The sequence below is a fragment of the Peribacillus frigoritolerans genome (genome assembly GCF_004358755.1).
Lineage (GTDB): Bacteria > Bacillota > Bacilli > Bacillales > Bacillaceae > Bacillus_P.
This window is the reverse complement of record NZ_SMZY01000003.1, coordinates 685,451-703,225: the sequence shown is the minus strand read 5'-3', so window position 1 is coordinate 703,225 and position 17,775 is coordinate 685,451. Positions and strand designations below refer to the sequence as shown.

Genomic DNA, 17,775 nt, shown 5'->3' with positions numbered 1-17,775 from the left:
CCGGCATGAAACGTGAAAAGCTTGAGAATAGTCTAGTGAAAATAAAACGCATTTTCATGGGGATGCAGGGAACAGATGGCCTGCTCTTTAAACTCCTCACGTATGGCTTATTGATTGGAATTGGATTTGTCTATCTATATCCGCTTTTATACATGGGATCGTTCAGCTTCAAAAGCCTGGATGATCTGCTGAATCCATTGGTGAACTGGATTCCGACTGAATTCTATCTTGGAAACTACGAAAAAGCGAATGAAGTGCTGAATTTCTTTTCAACACTGCTTGAAACATTATATGTAACGGTTTTGCCTGCTTTGGCGCAAACGGCCGTTGCAGCTGTAATTGGATACGGATTTGCGAGATTTGAGTTTAAAGGGAAAAAGGTGTTTTTCGTGCTTGTGCTTGCAACCTTTATCATTCCTCCTCAGGTTACGCTGATTCCGAGATACATCTTTTTCAATGAGCTGAATATTCTTGGCAGTCTGCAGGCCTTTCTTTTGCCTGCAGCCTTCGGACAAGGGTTAAACAGTGCGATTTTCATTTTAATTTTTTTCCAGTTTTTCAGAATGGTGCCAAAAGCGCTTGAAGAGGCTGCGCAAATCGACGGAGCGGGGCACCTGCGGATTTTCTTGACGATTGCCTTGCCAATGGCTGTACCGGCCGTCATCATTTCCTTTCTCTTCTCGTTCGTATGGTATTGGAATGAAACCTATTTGGCGGCAATCTACTTTGGAGATCAGCTCACAACCCTTCCGCTGCAGCTGCAGAAGTTTGTGGCAACGTTCCAGAAGATGTTCCCGGCAGAAATGGGACTCTCAGGAAATCAATTAAATGAAGGAATCAAAATGGCCGGCACCGTGCTGTCTATTTTGCCGCTGTTAATTGTTTACTTTATTACACAGCGCTGGTTTGTCGAGGGCGTCGACCGCTCAGGTATTACAGGAGAATAACAAGGGGGAACTTTAATTATGAACAAGTATGAAATCGTTGCGAAAGAAGCAAAAGGATGCTTTGATTTTTTCTGGAAGGAAGCGAACACGGATCCTGAAAGCCCTGGATATGGCCTGATTCTCGATCAATCAGCGAACAAAAAAGTGGCGAGTATTGCTTCTGTCGGTTTCGGATTATCAGCGATCATTATCGGCATTGAAAAAGGCTGGATCACGTACGAACAGGGATATGAGAGAACGAGAGGCACGCTTCACACATTTTTGCACAATGTGGAACACGAAGGCGGATTTTTTTATCACTTTCTGAATATGGAAACAGCCAAAAAGAATGAAGAATTTTATGACTGTGCATCCATTATTGATACATCGCTCTTTTTGAACGGGGCCATTACTTCTGCTGAGTATTTCGGCGGAGAGATTAAAGAGCTGTTTGAGCAAATCTATCAGCGCGTCGACTGGAATATGTATTATGACAAAGAAAAGAATCAGTTTTACATGGGCTACAGACCGGAAACAGGCGGCTTCGGCCACTGGGATATGTATGCAGAGCAAATGATGCAGTATATTCTTGGCGTTGCCTCTCCGACTCACGCCGTCCCGGTTGAAATCTATCAGGGCTTTGAACGCAGGCTTGGCAAATACGGGGAGTACGAATTCTATAATTGCCCCGGCGGAAGTCTCTTTACCCATCAATATTCCCACGCATGGTTTTCGTTTGAAGGATATGTGGATGGGGATGGAATCGACTGGTTCGAAAATTCCGTTAAAGCGAGCCTTGCAAACCGAAAGTACTGCATCGATAACCCGGATGGCCTGAAAACGTTCCATAAGGATTCATGGGGGCTGACGGCTTGTGCGACGCCTAAAGGATACGGCACTCCGGGCACACCGCCATATCACCCTAATGTTCAAAAAGAGAATGATGGAACAGTCGCTCCGGCTGGTGCTGCTGGATCCATTGTCTTTACAAAAGAAGAATCGATTGATGCCATGAATTATTTCTACAATCACCATCCAAAGCTTTGGGGTGAATACGGCTTCCAGGATGCTTATAACCTCGATGTAAGTCCTGAATGGTACGCAGACCATGTCATCGGCATCGATAAGGGAATTACGCTCTTGATGATTGAAAACGAACAAACCGGATTAATCTGGGATTTATATATGAAAAATGAGCATGTGAAGCGCGGAGTTTCCATGCTTAACTGGAAAAAGAAAAACTAGTTTAAAAGGGGATGGCGGAATGATTGAAATCAAGAATAAGCAAATTATGATTGATGGCAAGCCTGAGCTGCTGATGTGCGGGGAAATTCATTACTACAGGCTCGACCGCGGTGACTGGCAGGACCGCATCGATAAGCTGAAGCGATCAGGATGCAATGCGGTCGCTACTTATGTTCCCTGGCTTTGCCACGAACCATCAGAAGGGGAATTCGATTTAACGGGAAAAACAAGGCCGGAGCTTGATCTTGCAGCCTACATTGATCTCTGCAAAGAAAATGGCCTTTATTTCTTCGTGCGTCCGGGTCCATTCATTATGGCTGAAATGAAAAATGAAGGCCTTCCATATTGGGTTTATGAAAAGCATCCTGAAATCATCCCTTCCGGCTGGGACGGAAATCCTGCAACAACAAAGACAGTCGACTATCTTGCACCCGGCTTTTTAAAAGATGTCCGCAATTGGTATAAAGCGGTCATGGAAATCGTCACTCCGCGCCTTCATACAAACGGCGGCAATATTATTGCGTTTCAGCTTGATAATGAAGTTGGAATGCTTTCATGGGTCAGCAACTGTCCTGATTTAACAGATCATCTTCTTCAGGATTTTAGAGGATGGCTGAAAAATCACTATGAAAGCAGCACGCTTTTAGCCAGATATCCTTTTGATTTAAATGATCAGGAGACTGCGAATAGCCGGTTCCGTTCTCCTCAGGAAGAGTTCGCCGGGGAACTGCTTCATGATATAGGCTATTACATGAGAAACCGCTTTGCCCGTTATATCGCTGTTTTGCGTGAATACGCGGAAGAGTTCGGCGTCAGAGATATCCCATTTGTCGTAAATATTCACGGAACAGGCGGAGGACGAGGCTTTACTTATCCAATCGGGATCAGCCAGCTCTATGAATCTTATACTCAAGCGCCGGGATACATCTCGGGATCAGATATTTACTTCGGAGACTTGGACATGAATACATTTCAGGATCTCTATTTAATAAATGGTTTTATGGACAGTGTTCATCTCGAAGATCAGCCGCTGACATCTGTTGAGTTCAACTGCGGGGACGGAAACTTCGGAAATACCTATGGCGGCCGCTACGATCCGTCTGCGGTCGATTTTAAAACGAGAATGTGTGTAGCACAGGGCAATCGTCTGATTAACTATTATTTATTTGCCGGCGGGAAAAACTACCGCTTGGATACAGAGCTAAAGGACGGGAATGACCGCGTTGCTTTTACAGGCGAGCATCATGGTTTTGCTGCGCCGGTAGGACCAGAAGGGAAGCTTAACTACACTTATCCGAAAATGGCAAGTGTGATCCAGACAATGATGGCCGTATCAGATAAAATTGCGGCTATGAACGAGGAGCATGATGAGGTTTCTTTTGCCTTTATCCCGGACTACTATATGACAGAATACCGCTATCCAGCCAGCAAACTCATGGAGGACATCGTTCGCAACCTTGAAGCAAACCGTGCCTCAGGCTCTTGGGAAATCATGGCCCGCTCGATGCTTCTGCTTGGATACCGCTTTACATCGGTCGACATTCAGAATAGAGAATTGACACCAGTAAAAACAAAGGTGCTTACTCTTCCTTCAGCAAGATATATGTCAGCTGGTATCCAGAAAAAGCTCGTCACATACCTGAATGAAGGAGGACGCATTCTTCTTTACGGGGAGGTGCCTATGTTTGATATGGATGGCAAGCCCTGCACGATCCTTGCTGATGCATTAGGGGTAAAAGAAAAAGGAATTCACCGCGATTCGGGAAGCTATTTCCTTTCTCTCCAGGCAGAAAATTGGGCAGCAGGCCGGCCGGAGGTTCGCTCCCATTTCGCACAAGTATTCGACGCGGGGGAGACCACTCCAATCTTGAAAGTGTACGGGACAGATGAAGTCTGCGGATTTGAAGCGCGCGTTGGAGACGGGACAGCTGTCGTTCTCAGCACAGCCTATCCTTGTGACCTCACATTCTTTAAAACCATTTTTGAACAATTAGGAGTCACTCCAAAGCTTGTTCATGATTGCGAAGAGCATGGCATCTTCATGACATCGACAGCAAATGAAGAGGGAGAACGGTTTATTCACCTTCTAAATCTTGATGGATTTGATAAGACCGTGCACATCTATGATCAAGGCGAAGTCATGTTTGGAGGAAAAGAAATCGTGCTAGGACGAAAAGAAGGGCTGATGCTGCCTGTTCAGCTTGAGGCTGAGGCGGGGAAAATTGTATTCTCAACTGCTGAAATCATTGGCCGTTCAGAGAAAGTGATCGAGTTCAGGCTGACTCAGCCGGAGGACATCATCGTTTTTGAAACAGAACGTGAAATCCTGTCCAGTGACGAGTATGAGGTTACATCAATCGGAAATCAGAAGACTGTGATATCTAGGAAACACAGCAGAGTGGACGATCAATTAAGAGTTCTGTTTGCTTGAAAGAAGCCCGCATAGCGCGGGCTTTTATTTATATCAAGTTGTACTTTCGCGCTGCAGGCACCCGCATTCTGCTGAGAGGGACAGGAGCCTCTTTTAAAGACAAAGACCGGCCCGCAATCGGCCGGTCTTCCCCATATGCACTCAGTCCTCGTCGCTCAAACGCTTGCCGTTCACCGCATAATGATTCTTGCTCATTTCCTCAATGAAAATCGCAATCTTTTCTGCAGGAGCACCTGTTGTTTCAGATACAGCAGCCGTTACTTTTTCAACTAAAGCTTTTTTTTGTTCTTCTGTGCGGCCTTCGAGCATTTTTACTGTTACGTATGGCATGTTGATCTCTCCTTTTTCTATCGTAGATGGATTCTTCTATAGTATACTTGATGGAGAATAGAATGTTTAGCGAACCCGCTTATAAAGGAGAATGATTGGTGGAGTTTTTGGCGTTTGAATTAGAGCTTATTCCGTATGTGGTGATTGTTTTGGCGATTGCGTTTACGGTTCATGAATTTGCACATGCATATGTAGCATATAAATTTGGAGATCCGACGGCGAAGAATCAGGGAAGACTGACGCTGTCGCCGCTCGCCCATCTTGATCCGATCGGAACACTGCTGATCTTCATTGCCGGTTTTGGCTGGGCGAAGCCGGTGCCTGTGAACAGGTTTTATTTTAAAAATCCGCGCCTCGCAGGTGTTCTCGTTTCAGTTGCGGGACCGCTCAGCAATTTGGTCATCGCTTTTATCGGGCTTGCTGTTTGGTATATACTTTTAAGTGCGGGTGCGTTATCTTCTTTATCTCCCGGGACTGCGGAGAGTCTGGAGCAGTTCTTCAACATTTTAGTTTTGCTGAATATTACGCTGTTCATTTTTAATCTTTTTCCGTTTCCGCCGCTGGATGGATACCGGATTATTGAAGACCTGGCACCGGCTGGAGTCAGGGCAAAAATGACGCAGTTTGAAAGCTACGGAATCGTTGTTTTTTTAATTCTAGTACTGACACCTTTGGATAAATACACGATACAGCCTGCTTTCTCATATGGGACTGATATTGTGCTGACAGTTTTTAAATCAATACTTAACCCGTTTTTCTAGGAGGTCATTTCTTTGGAACAAGATAAAAAGAAAAAAAAGATTGGTTTTAACATTATAAAAAGTGATCCGACAGACGGTCACGGCGGCTATGGAGTCGGCGCACTCAGCCTTGATAACATTTCACCGGTTTTCGTAGATGTAACCGAAGGAGAAGCATTTGTGGACATCGGGGCAATGCATGCAAGAAGTGTGGTTGAAAAAGGCATCAAGTTTCTGCCGAACAAAGAAGATGTGCCTGACGGAAAGCCGTTCTGGCTCGTATGGGTGACTGTCGACCGCAAGCCCGAGGGGCCATATTATGCTGGGGTTACTGCCTGTGAAATGACAGTCGACCGTTCCATCAGAAGAGGCTACAAATCTCTTCCTGAGCATGTGAACAAAATGGATAAATCTTTAAAGCGCCACATTATGGTTGATCATATGGATGATGCTTCAAAAGGCATCTTAATGGACTTCCTGAAAAACCATAATGCGGATATGTGGAAAAATTCCAATCAGGAACTAAAAGCAGGGCTCGGCGAAGCGTGACAATTCTGTGACGTTTATGTGAACAAATTGTCAAAATCTTGAGCTTTAAATCGCTTATTAGTAAACTGAACATAGCTTATAAAGCTAGGACACGAAAAACCCCGGACCGTATGAGGTCCGGGGTTTTTCATATGGTTTGCTGTTTGCTGCTGAATAATCGTTCGCTAATACATGATGCCTTTTCGCATACAAAGGCTAATCCCACCATCTCCATACCTTCTTATACCAAGTCTCATCCTGATTTTCAGTCTCTTTTGCAGGCTTGGTCTTTTTCCCTGACTCCAAATGTTCAGTACAGTACTCTGTCGGCTCAGTTCCCCTTACAAAATAAGCAAAGCGCTTAACCGGGCAATCGTCTGAGGCTAGCTTGCCTGATTTAGGATTGATATAGACACCTATAACGCCTTTAGGAGGATTAAATGCTTTAACGGATTGATCTTCTAAGGCTTCTTCCATAAATTCGGCCCAAATTTGTTTGGCGTAGCCTCTTTCTGCAACAAGGTCAATCGTTTTGTCTTTATCATAGCCAGTCCAGATGCCTGCCACCAGCTGCGGTGCAAAGCCGATCATCCAGCTGTCCGCTTTAGTCGTTCCCGATTTCCCTGCATACTCGCGCGACAGTTTAGGGATAATGGTGTGGCCAGTTACGGACGTATAATCATTCAGCTTTTCATCAAACATGCCGGTCATCAAATGCGAGGTAACGAACGCTGCCTCTTTGTTTAAGAGCTGCTCAGGCTCATTTTCCTTTTGATAAATCACGTTTCCCTCAGCATCTTCAACTTTTTTTATAAACGAAGGTTCAATCTTCTTGCCTCCATTTGCAAGCATCCCATAGCCGTTCACCATTTCAGTCAATCGGACAGGTGAAGTTCCAAGAGCAAGTGATGGCACATGTGATAATTTGCTTGTTACTCCAAAGCTTTTTGATGCCTGAATCAGTTCATCCATACCAAGAAAAAGATGAGTCTTAACGGCGTAAATATTATCCGAGAGCGCGATCGCCTGAGCTAAGGTTATATCGCCGTTTGCATAATACCCATTGTAATTGCTTGGTTTATAGCTTGATTTGCCATCCTCAAATGTAAAACTGTAAGGTTCGCTCCTTAATAGGGTAGAAGGGGTGAAGCCTTTATTTACGGCGGCATAATACAGAAACGGTTTCATCGTTGAACCAGGCTGCCTTTTAGCCTGTGTTGCCCGATTAAACGTGCTTTCTGCATAATCACGGCCTCCTACAAGAGCCTTTACACTTCCTGTTTTAGGGTCCATTGCCATGAATCCGACCTGGATGTCAGATGCTTCATCAATGACATCTGCAATCTTTTTTTCAGCTATTTTCTGCATATCGGGATCTAAAGTAGTGAAAATTCTTAATCCCCGTGTTTCGATCGTTGTCTGATCAAGATTCAGTTTTTTGGATAGCTCATTCATAACCGCATCCTGAAAATAAGGAGCAATATCTTCTGTTTTCACATTTTTCATAGAACGATAGCTGAGAGTTTCAGCGTATGCCTGATCAGCTTCTGCCTGGCTGATGATTTCTTGGTTGACCATCGTTTTTAAGATAAGTTCTTGCCTGCTTTTTGCACGCACTTCATTTTCAAGCGGCGAATAAAGGCTTGGCGCTTTTGGAATACCTGCAAGCATGGCGGCTTCGCCCATGGATAATTCACTGGCGGATTTGTCAAAATAATAATTGGCGGCAGCCTCAACGCCATAAGCGCCATGACCGTAATAAATCGTATTTAAATAGCCTTCCAGAATTTCTTCCTTACTGTAGTTCAGCTCAAGCCGAATGGTGTAGAAAGCTTCTGTCAGCTTGCGTTTCCATGTTTTATCGTGGCCCAAAAACAGGTTTCTGGCATATTGCTGGCTGATTGTGCTCGCTCCCTGAACCTTGGCCATTGCTTTTAAATCAGCAAGAGCAGCTCCTGCGATCCGTTTATAGTCAAAGCCGTTATGATGATAAAAATGACGGTCTTCTATCGCAACAGCGGCCTGGGTTAAGGAAGGAGAAATTTCATCTAAATCAACCCAATACCTTTTTCCGCCGTGATGGGTCTTGCCCATCTCAGATCCATCATTTGCATACATAATAGAAGATTGCTGAACGGTCAGGGAAGGAGCTCCCTGCCATTTCGCCGTGAGCAAAATTGATGCAAGGACGATTGATCCTAAGAATAATAAAATAAGTCCAATAAAAATAGCGGCCCGAACAGCTTTTATTGTGATTTTCAGCCTTCTGGGTGTGATGATTTCCAATTTCTCCACCTCGCTTCCTCATCTGTTCTATTTCTTTTTAATCATTATGAGAATATTTAAGGGTTTTTAAACCTTTTCTATTAAAATTCTTCTTGCAATTTTGCTAGATTCATCTATACTTTTTCCTGAGGTTTTGAACTCGAATTTTGGCGAATTGTATTTATTGATTAGGGTATAATCGTAACTAGGGCTTTAAGAAAAATTGATATAGAAAGGAAGTTTTAAAATGGGAGGACATTGGTTTACAGAAAAACAAACCGAGAATTTCGGCATCACGATCAAAATTAACCGCACTTTACATACAGAGCAAACAGAATTTCAAAAATTAGATATGGTAGAAACAGAGGAGTTCGGCAACATGCTTCTTTTAGACGGCATGGTCATGACTTCACAAAGAGACGAATTTGTTTACCATGAAATGGTTGCTCACGTTCCTTTGTTTACACATCCAAACCCTGAAAACGTATTGGTAGTCGGAGGCGGAGACGGCGGCGTAATCCGTGAGATCATGAAGCATCCAGGCGTTAAAAAAGCAACGCTTGTTGATATTGACGGCAAAGTCATTGAATACTCTAAAAAGTACTTGCCTGAAATTGCAGGAGAGCTTGAAAACGAGCGCGTAGAGGTAAAAGTCGGCGACGGATTTATGCACATCGCAGAGAGCAACAATGAATATGACGTAATCATGGTTGATTCAACAGAGCCTGTGGGCCCAGCTGTGAACCTTTTCTCTAAAGGCTTCTACGCAGGTATCTCAAAAGCGCTTAAAGAAGACGGCATCTTTGTTGCACAGTCGGACAACCCTTGGTTTACACCTGACCTTATCCGCAACGTACAGCGCGATGTAAGAGAAATTTTCCCGATTACGCGTCTATACATTGCAAACATCCCAACATATCCAAGTGGTCTGTGGACATTTACAATCGGATCGAAAAAGTATGATCCACTAGAAGTTAGCGAAGAGCGTTTCCATGAAATTGAAACAAAATACTATACAAAAGAGCTTCATAAAGCAGCGTTTGCCCTGCCTAAATTTGTAGCAGACTTAATTAAATAATTAGGAGGGAATACAAATGCGATTTGATGAAGCCTATTCAGGCAATGTCTTTATTAAAAGCCATCCAACATTTGAAGACAGCGAAGCCGTTCTATACGGCATGCCAATGGACTGGACAGTCAGCTACCGTCCGGGTTCAAGATTTGGTCCAACACGCATCCGCGAGGTATCAATCGGCCTTGAGGAATACAGCGCGTATTTAGACCGCGAGCTTGAAGAAGTGAAGTATTATGATGCAGGAGATATTCCGCTTCCGTTCGGAAATCCGCAGCGAAGCCTTGATATGATCGAAGATTTCATTGATAAGCTTTTGGCTGAGGACAAGTTCCCGCTCGGTATGGGAGGGGAGCACCTTGTATCATGGCCTGTCATCAAAGCGATGTACAAAAAATATCCGGATCTAGCGATTATCCATATGGACGCACATACTGATTTGCGCGAAGAGTATGAGGGAGAGCCTCTTTCTCACTCAACACCAATCCGCAAGGCAGCTAATCTGATCGGACCATCAAATGTTTACTCATTCGGTATTCGTTCAGGTATGAAAGAAGAATTCCAGTGGGCGAAGGAAGTCGGCATGCACATTTCTAAATTTGAAGTGCTTGAGCCTTTAAAAGAGGTGCTTCCGAAACTTGCAGGACGTCCTGTCTATGTAACCATTGATATTGATGTCCTCGATCCGGCACACGCACCTGGCACAGGTACAGTGGATGCAGGCGGTATTACATCAAGAGAATTGCTTGCATCAATCCATGCGATTGCAAACTCGGATATCAGCGTAGTAGGCGCTGACCTTGTAGAAGTAGCTCCAATCTATGATAACTCTGAGCAGACAGCTAACACGGCAAGCAAATTAATTCGTGAAATGATTTTAGGATGGGTGCAAAAGCGTCCTTAATTTGAGGAGAAGCTCCAGATATGACTGGGGCTTTTTTCTTATTCTGGAATATTTGCTGAAAAGCGTATAAATAATGCCAGAACGTCAACCATGAATACGACCCACCGTCCTATTGAACTTTTTTCATGAAATCTTTATACTAGATAAGTTAATAGCGGATACTTTAAAAGGATGTGTCAAAATGACGGCAAGTAAAGCAGTTCAAATTATCGTAAAAACCGAAATCAGCCAGGGGGATGATTCAGAGAACCTGGAGCTTTTTACGAGCGGTGAACACTATGTTAAAAATAACGCCTCCTATTTAAGCTATCACGAGGAACATGAGTACGGAAAAGTAAAAACGGTCGTGAAGTTCAGAGACGACGAGGTTTTCATTATGAGGTCCGGATCTATTTCAATGAAGCAGCGCTTTATTGAGGGAACGGAAACAATCACGAATTATCAGACACAATTCGGACAGCTTCAGCTTGAAACAAACACTACAGCGATTTCCGTCCGTACGATGGAAGGGAAATCAAACGGCATCATCAAAGTTGATTATGAATTGCAGATTGGCGAAGAAGATTCGCATTTACATACTTTACATATCATGTTTAGGGAGGAAAAAGGATGAACATCGTTGAGCAAGTAAAAGAACGGTTAAAAAGTGAAATTAAAGCGTCAGTGCTTAAGGCAGGCCTGGCAGAAGAAAGTCAAATTCCAGACGCTATTCTTGAACTGCCTAAAGATAAAGCTCACGGAGACTATTCTACAAATATGGCGATGCAGCTTGCACGCGTTGCTAAGAAAGCACCCCGCGCCATCGCAGAAGACATTGTTGCTTCTTTTGATAAAGGCAAAGCATCGATTGAAAAAATTGAGATCGCAGGACCAGGATTCATTAATTTTTATATGAACAACTCTTATTTAACAGATCTTATTCCATCTATTCTTAAAGCTTCCGACTCTTATGGCGAGGTCAATATCGGCAACAAAGAAAAACTGCAGGTTGAATTCGTATCGGCTAATCCGACAGGAACGCTTCATTTAGGACACGCGCGCGGCGCAGCAGTCGGCGATTCACTTTGCAACATTCTTGCAAAAGCGGGCTATGATGTTTCACGTGAATACTACATCAATGATGCAGGAAACCAGATTAATAACCTTGCTCTTTCGGTTGAAGCACGCTATCTGCAGGCGCTTGGACAAGATGCAGCCATGCCTGAGGACGGCTACCACGGCCAGGATATCATTGAAATCGGCAAAAAGCTTGCGGATGAATTCGGCGATCGTTTTGCAAATGAAAGCAAAGAAGAGCGTCTTGGATTTTTCCGTGAATACGGCCTGAAATTTGAGATGGATAAATTGAAAAAAGACCTGGAAGCATTCCGTGTGCCATTTGATGTGTGGTATTCAGAAACGTCCCTTTACCATAACGGCAAAATCGATCAGGCTCTTGAGGTTCTTCGTGAAAAAGGACACATTTTCGAAGAAGACGGCGCTACATGGTTCCGTTCAACTGTGTTCGGAGATGACAAAGACCGTGTATTAATTAAGAATGACGGTTCTTACACGTATTTAACGCCTGATATCGCGTACCACAAAGACAAGCTTGACCGCGGATTTACAAAGCTGATCAACATTTGGGGCGCAGATCATCACGGGTATATCCCGCGCATGAAGGCGGCAATTGAAGCGCTCGGCTATGAAAAGAACACACTTGAAGTTGAAATTATTCAGCTTGTTCACCTATACAAAAACGGCGAGAAAATGAAAATGAGCAAACGTACAGGCAAAGCTGTAACAATGCGTGATCTAATGGAAGAAGTGGGTCTTGACGCTGTTCGTTATTTCTTCGCAATGAGAAGTGCGGACACTCACATGGACTTTGACATGGACCTTGCCGCATCACAATCCAATGAAAATCCTGTTTTCTATGCACAATATGCACATGCGAGGATTGAAAGTATGCTGCGTCAAGGAGCAGAGCAAGGATTATCATATGACGCTGTTCAGAATTTCACAGACATCTCATCTGAAAAAGAAATTGAACTCCTGAAAATACTGGGTGAATTCCCGCAGGCAGTAGCAGAAGCAGCAACAAAACGCATTCCGCACCGCATCACAAATTACGTGAATGATGTCGCATCTGCTCTGCACAGCTTCTATAACGCAGAAAAAGTACTTGATCCTGAAAACGAAGAGAAAAGTAAGGCGCGCCTCGCTCTAATGAGAGCAACGCAAATTACGCTGAAAAATTCATTGTCACTGATCGGTGTTTCTGCACCTGAAAAAATGTAAGGATGAGGAACGGCTAATGGCCGTTCTTTTTTTGTCTTGCAGTACGGGGGCAGACGAGTTGAAAGGCAGTTCCCGTGAGCAGACAAATCTGGTCCAAATAAGATCGCAAACTAAAATCCTTTGAACCTGCAAAAACGGGTTTAAAAACACAATAAATTGTGGAAAAAAATTACAAGGTCATAAGAGGGGAGCAATACATAATGGGCTGTTTGACTGCACTGATAAAAATTCCGATTACTATTGTAATAGTGGCAATCGGCTGGATGACGATTTCAGGTTTCTTTCTGTTTATGCTATTTTCTGCAATCCTGATGGCTATCGGTGCATATAACAGTTTTGCTGAGGGAGAATGGCTGCTGGCTTCGGTTGCCGCACTTTTCTGCCTGGTAGCTGCAGCACTTTGTATTGGCTCATTTTTCAGCATATTTGAAAAGAAAAAAGAAAATCACGGGGCATCAACCCCGTGATCCTATCTACCAGTTAATCGAACCGCCGCTCAGCCTTTTGACACCGCGAAGAGCTGAAATTTCCTCAACCAGCCTTAAAGCAGCCCGGTCCTTTTGCTTCGCCTCAATCATAAAATCGCAATCCATTTCCATTGCCTTCAGTTTTTTCAGCAAAGGCATAATAAAATTCAGGTCTACATAATCAGCGTGGCTTCTAAATTCTTTTTCAGATTTAGGAGAGGAAATATGGATTTTAGGCTTAGCCCCTTTTCCTTCCCACGTTTTTGCAAAACGCACAAGCAGTTCCTCCAAATCATCTTCATCCGATTTGTTTGCACAGTAGTGATGATAGTCAAACATAAGCGGAATGCCTTCATTTTCACAGATGGCAAGCGTTTCAGAAGTTGTGTATGTTTTGTCATCATTTTCAAGTGTCATTCGCTGCTTGATGCCCTCAGGAAGTGCTTTTATATTGCTGTAAAAACGCTCTGTCGCTGTTTCTTTATTTCCATAAGCTCCGCCGACGTGAATGTTGATGAACCCTTCTTTTTCAAGTCCCATCCCTTTTAGCAGGTCATAATGGTACTGCATATCGATCACTGCGTTTTCCGTAATATGCGGCTTATCGCTTGTAAACAATGTGAATTGATTCGGATGGAAGCTCGTTCTCAAACCGTTTTTCCGGACCAAATCTCCGATTTCTTTTAAAAGATCGCAAAAAGGAGTGATAAAATCCCATTTCACATCTGGATGAGTGGCAAGCGGCACAAGGGATGATGAAAACCGGTAGAGCTCAATTTGATGTGCAATATTGTAATGAATCATCCGCAGAGTATGCTCTAAATTCTGTTCTGTAACTGACATGAGCGCTTCAGATCGAGCCTCTCCATCAAGCTTTGAATAACGGGCATACGTCAATGTTTTTGCAGGTGAGCAGTCCCACAGGTTTAATGCATTTGAAACGTAGCCAAAACGAATAAACATATGACGCTCCTTTTCCTTATGAAATTTTTACAAAAAATGAGAAACTAGTGTGGCGACTGCTTCTAATCCTCTTTGTTTGATTGATCTTTCAGTGTATTTTTCATAGGTCAGCTTCACGGACCCTCTTATGTCTTCATTAACGGTAGTCTTCACGTACTTAATAAAATCCTTATCATAAATAAGACAATTCATTTCATCGTTTAAGTAAAGGCTGCGCTTGTCAAAATTAGCGGTTCCAATGTCGCAGAGCGTATCATCGACTACAATGACTTTTGCATGATAAAAACCATAATAATATTGATAGATTTCACAGCCCGAAAGAATCAGGGGGCCGAAGTATGGAAAAGAGGCTTCCTTGACTAAAGGATGGTCTGCTCTCATTGGGACGAGAACTTTAATATCTACACCGCGCCTGCGAGCTTTTATAAGCTCGTCCTGTATTTGTTTGCCTGGTATAAAATAAGGCGAGCAAATCATCAGCTCTTTTTTTGCCTGCTTGATGAAGGATAAAAAATGTCCTTCTAAGCTTTGCCCGTAGGTAGAAAGGAATTGATGTTCAATCGTCCCTTGCGAGAGGGGTGGGAAGTAAGCTTGAACAGTTTTAAGGTCTTCATTTGCCGCTTCATGCCAATCACGTAAAAATTGTGTTTGGAGATCCTGCACACCTTCACTTGTTACGCGCAGATGATAATCCCGCCAGAAGCCAAGCTTCGGATCCTTCCCTAAATATTCTTTTCCAATATTGAATCCTCCAGAATAACCGATCTTCCCGTCAATCACCGTAATCTTTCGGTGATTGCGTGCCTGAAGAGTGTAAAAAAAGTAAGGCGGTGAAGGATTATGTGTATACGAAAAAGAAACTCCGCTCTTTTTTAACTCTGCTATTTTCGCTTTTTTAAGTGATTTGCTTCCGACGTAATCCAGAAGAAGCCGGACTTCAATGCCCTGTTCTGCTTTTTTCATGAGAAGGGCAAGAAATTCATCGCTGTCAGGATCATTTTTTACTATATAAAATAACACATGGATCGAGTGTGTGCTATTTTCAATGTCCTCAAACAACCTTTCATAAAAGCGTTCACCCACAATATATAGTTCAAAATTACTTTTTCTCAGAGGGTACTTCAGTTCATTTAATTTGCTGAGGTGTTTTTTCCTGCCAAAAGAATAGTCGAGCCGCAGCCAAACAACAAATATCAGTGCAATTGCTCCTATTAGTAACATGCTGTTCAACGTAAGCCCTCCTTATTGCTCCAATCATCTAACTATTATGTTTTACGTCAGGATGAAAAATTATCAGCATAAAATCATTGACTGAATGCTCATTCATTATTATCATGTAAATATAGGGCAAGATTCAGAAAATTATATGGATTTTAAGTTTTTTGAATGATGGGGCAATGGGAGAATTCATCACAGAAACGGGGGAGACAAAATGGAAGCACTGTTATGGATCAATTTTGCTGCATTTATCCTTGTAACCGCTTACGGTGCAAGTTTGTTTATTTACTTGATCCGTTCAAGAATGGCATACATCAAGCTCGGGAAGAAAACAGAGTTTGATCAGCAATTAAATGAAAGACTGAAGAACATTATGGTCAATGTTTTCGGTCAAAAGAAGCTCCTAAAGGATAAAAAGAGCGGCATCATGCATGTGATGTTCTTTTACGGGTTTATCCTGGTGCAGTTTGGAGCACTTGATTTTATTATTAAAGGTTTATTGCCAGACAAGCATCTTCCGCTTGGACCGCTTTATCCGGGCTTCACTTTCTTTCAGGAAATCGTCACTTTGATGATCCTGGTTGCGGTTGTATGGGCTTTTTACCGCAGGTACATTGAGAAGCTTGTGCGGTTAAAGAAAAACTTTAAAGCCGGGCTTGTGTTAATCTTTATCGGCGGCCTGATGCTGTCCGTTCTGCTTGGCAACGGAATGAACTTAATCTGGCACAATCATGAACTGACTTGGACAGAACCGATTGCCTCAAGCTTTGCCTATCTGCTGAGCTTTGTCGGCGAAACTGGTGCGGCCGTTATCTTCTACGTTTCATGGTGGGTGCATTTGCTTATTCTTTTAACGTTCTTGGTTTATGTGCCTCAATCAAAGCATGCTCACTTGCTTGCAGGTCCGGCGAATGTTTACTTCGGCCGTCTTTCAAACCCTGGAAAACTTGAGAAGATTGATTTTGAGGACGAATCACAGGAAACATTCGGTGTTGGAAAAATTGAAGATTTCAAACAAACACAGCTGATTGATTTATATGCATGTGTCGAATGCGGACGCTGTACGAATATGTGTCCTGCAACCGGAACAGGCAAAATGCTTTCTCCAATGGATTTAATTTTAAGACTTCGCGATCATTTAACGGAAAAAGGGGCAGCTGTAACGTCCATGTCTCCATGGGTGCCGACGTACGCTTTTGCCGGCACTAAGGGCAATCAGCTTGCAGCCATGGCATCAGGTCAGGGTTCCAGGGAAGCAGCTGCCGCGCTTGAATATAATCCAAGCCTGATCGGCGAAATCATCACAGAAGAAGAAATTTGGGCGTGTACGACATGCCGCAACTGTGAAGACCAGTGTCCGGTTATGAACGAGCACGTAGACAAAATCATTGATATGCGGCGTTATCTTGTTTTGACAGAAGGTAAGATGGATCCGGATGCACAGCGTGCGATGACAAACATTGAGCGCCAGGGAAATCCATGGGGCCTTAACAGAAAAGAGCGTGAAGACTGGCGCGAGGCGCGCGACGACGTTCATGTTCCAACTGTAAAAGAAATGAGTAAAGCAGGCGAAGAGTTTGAGTACCTGTTCTGGGTAGGCTCAATGGGATCGTACGATAACCGCAGCCAAAAAATCGCGTTGTCTTTTGCGAAGCTTTTAAACGAAGCCGGAGTGAAATTCGCAATCCTTGGAAACAAGGAAAAGAACTCGGGAGACACGCCTCGCCGCCTTGGAAATGAATTTTTATTCCAGGAGCTTGCAACGAAAAATATTGATGAATTCCAGAAAAATGAGATTAAGAAAATCGTCACGATTGATCCTCATGCGTACAACATTTTCAAAAATGAGTATCCTGATTTTGGACTCGAGGCAGAAGTGTACCATCATACAGAACTGCTCGCCAAGCTTGTAGAAGAGGGAAGACTTATTCCTAAATTTGAAGTGAACGAGACCATTACCTTCCATGACTCCTGCTACTTGGGACGCTACAACGAAGTATATGAGCCGCCGCGCGAAATTCTGAAGGCCATTCCTGGAGTTAAGCTTGTAGAAATGAACCGCAACCGTGAGACGGGAATGTGCTGCGGAGCAGGCGGAGGACTCATGTGGATGGAAGAAGATGCCGGTTCACGGGTAAACGTGGCAAGAACAAACCAGGCGCTTGAAGTGAACCCGACAGTCATCAGTTCAGGCTGTCCGTACTGCTTAACGATGCTGAGTGACGGAACGAAAGCAAAAGAGGTTGAAGAAACCGTCAGCACGTATGACGTAGCAGAGCTGCTTGAAAAAGCGGTGCTGGGGGATAAAAAAGAGAGCGTTGCTTAAAAGGAATTTCAGCATAAATGAAGAATGAAAGAGATAGACATATAGGAGGGTGAAGCGGATTTCGTTTCACCTTCTTCCCT

At 43.5% G+C, this 17,775-nt stretch carries 15 protein-coding genes; 11 read left to right on the top strand and 4 right to left on the bottom strand.

Annotated features, from left to right (window positions below):
• Window positions 1–5 precede the first annotated feature (5 nt).
• The 3 genes from E2R53_RS16895 to E2R53_RS16885 are packed head-to-tail and all read left to right on the top strand — an operon-like array spanning window position 6 to window position 4,602.
• The gene (locus tag E2R53_RS16895; protein ID WP_133312869.1) at window positions 6–947 is read left to right on the top strand and encodes a carbohydrate ABC transporter permease; all 942 of its coding nucleotides are present in this window, start codon (window positions 6–8) and stop codon (window positions 945–947) included.
• 18 nt (window positions 948–965) lie between these two features.
• Entirely contained in the window at window positions 966–2,171 is a 1,206-nt protein-coding gene (locus tag E2R53_RS16890; RefSeq protein ID WP_133312868.1) for a glucoamylase family protein, read from the top strand.
• Between the two features lie 19 nt (window positions 2,172–2,190).
• Entirely contained in the window at window positions 2,191–4,602 is a 2,412-nt protein-coding gene (locus E2R53_RS16885; RefSeq protein ID WP_133312867.1) for a beta-galactosidase, read from the top strand.
• 141 nt (window positions 4,603–4,743) lie between these two features.
• On the opposite strand, the gene E2R53_RS16880 is transcribed toward E2R53_RS16885, so the two are convergent.
• A complete protein-coding gene (locus E2R53_RS16880; protein ID WP_101567289.1) occupies window positions 4,744–4,932 on the bottom strand; it encodes a 2-hydroxymuconate tautomerase in 189 nt (62 codons plus the stop codon).
• A gap of 95 nt (window positions 4,933–5,027) precedes the next feature.
• On the opposite strand from E2R53_RS16880, the gene E2R53_RS16875 reads away from it, so the two are divergent.
• Together E2R53_RS16875 and E2R53_RS16870 are read left to right on the top strand one after the other, a co-directional pair.
• Window positions 5,028–5,693, top strand: a complete 666-nt coding sequence (locus E2R53_RS16875) for a site-2 protease family protein (protein WP_133312866.1) — start codon at window positions 5,028–5,030, stop codon at window positions 5,691–5,693.
• 12 nt (window positions 5,694–5,705) lie between these two features.
• A complete protein-coding gene (locus E2R53_RS16870; protein WP_133312865.1) occupies window positions 5,706–6,221 on the top strand; it encodes a YwhD family protein in 516 nt (171 codons plus the stop codon).
• 195 nt (window positions 6,222–6,416) lie between these two features.
• Here E2R53_RS16870 and E2R53_RS16865 read toward each other — a convergent pair whose 3' ends face one another.
• Complete coding sequence (locus tag E2R53_RS16865) at window positions 6,417–8,486, bottom strand: transglycosylase domain-containing protein (RefSeq protein WP_133313100.1); 2,070 nt, start codon at window positions 8,484–8,486, stop codon at window positions 6,417–6,419.
• Between the two features lie 226 nt (window positions 8,487–8,712).
• On the opposite strand from E2R53_RS16865, the gene speE reads away from it, so the two are divergent.
• The 5 genes from speE to E2R53_RS16840 all read left to right on the top strand — a co-directional run bounded on the left by speE (window position 8,713) and on the right by E2R53_RS16840 (window position 13,188).
• Window positions 8,713–9,543: a spermidine synthase gene (speE, locus tag E2R53_RS16860; RefSeq protein WP_133312864.1), complete on the top strand. Its 831-nt coding sequence runs from the start codon at window positions 8,713–8,715 to the stop codon at window positions 9,541–9,543.
• A 16-nt stretch (window positions 9,544–9,559) separates the two neighbouring features.
• Window positions 9,560–10,441, top strand: coding sequence for an agmatinase (gene speB, locus E2R53_RS16855; protein ID WP_133312863.1), 882 nt, complete (start codon window positions 9,560–9,562; stop codon window positions 10,439–10,441).
• Between the two features lie 181 nt (window positions 10,442–10,622).
• Window positions 10,623–11,054 (top strand): DUF1934 domain-containing protein, encoded by a 432-nt coding sequence (locus E2R53_RS16850; RefSeq protein WP_133312862.1) that lies wholly within the window; start codon window positions 10,623–10,625, stop codon window positions 11,052–11,054.
• Entirely contained in the window at window positions 11,051–12,721 is a 1,671-nt protein-coding gene (argS, locus tag E2R53_RS16845) for an arginine--tRNA ligase (protein ID WP_133312861.1), read from the top strand. The genes E2R53_RS16850 and argS overlap by 4 nt, the downstream gene beginning before the upstream one ends.
• Before the next feature lie 200 nt (window positions 12,722–12,921).
• Window positions 12,922–13,188: a hypothetical protein gene (locus tag E2R53_RS16840; RefSeq protein ID WP_133312860.1), complete on the top strand. Its 267-nt coding sequence runs from the start codon at window positions 12,922–12,924 to the stop codon at window positions 13,186–13,188.
• A 6-nt stretch (window positions 13,189–13,194) separates the two neighbouring features.
• Here E2R53_RS16840 and uvsE read toward each other — a convergent pair whose 3' ends face one another.
• Both uvsE and cls read right to left on the bottom strand, forming a co-directional pair.
• Window positions 13,195–14,151: a UV DNA damage repair endonuclease UvsE gene (gene uvsE / locus E2R53_RS16835; protein ID WP_133312859.1), complete on the bottom strand. Its 957-nt coding sequence runs from the start codon at window positions 14,149–14,151 to the stop codon at window positions 13,195–13,197.
• A 27-nt stretch (window positions 14,152–14,178) separates the two neighbouring features.
• On the bottom strand, window positions 14,179–15,372 hold the full coding sequence (gene cls, locus E2R53_RS16830) for a cardiolipin synthase (protein WP_133313099.1): 1,194 nt from the start codon (window positions 15,370–15,372) through the stop codon (window positions 14,179–14,181).
• Between the two features lie 211 nt (window positions 15,373–15,583).
• On the opposite strand from cls, the gene E2R53_RS16825 reads away from it, so the two are divergent.
• On the top strand, window positions 15,584–17,695 hold the full coding sequence (locus E2R53_RS16825; RefSeq protein ID WP_133312858.1) for a (Fe-S)-binding protein: 2,112 nt from the start codon (window positions 15,584–15,586) through the stop codon (window positions 17,693–17,695).
• Window positions 17,696–17,775 lie beyond the last annotated feature (80 nt).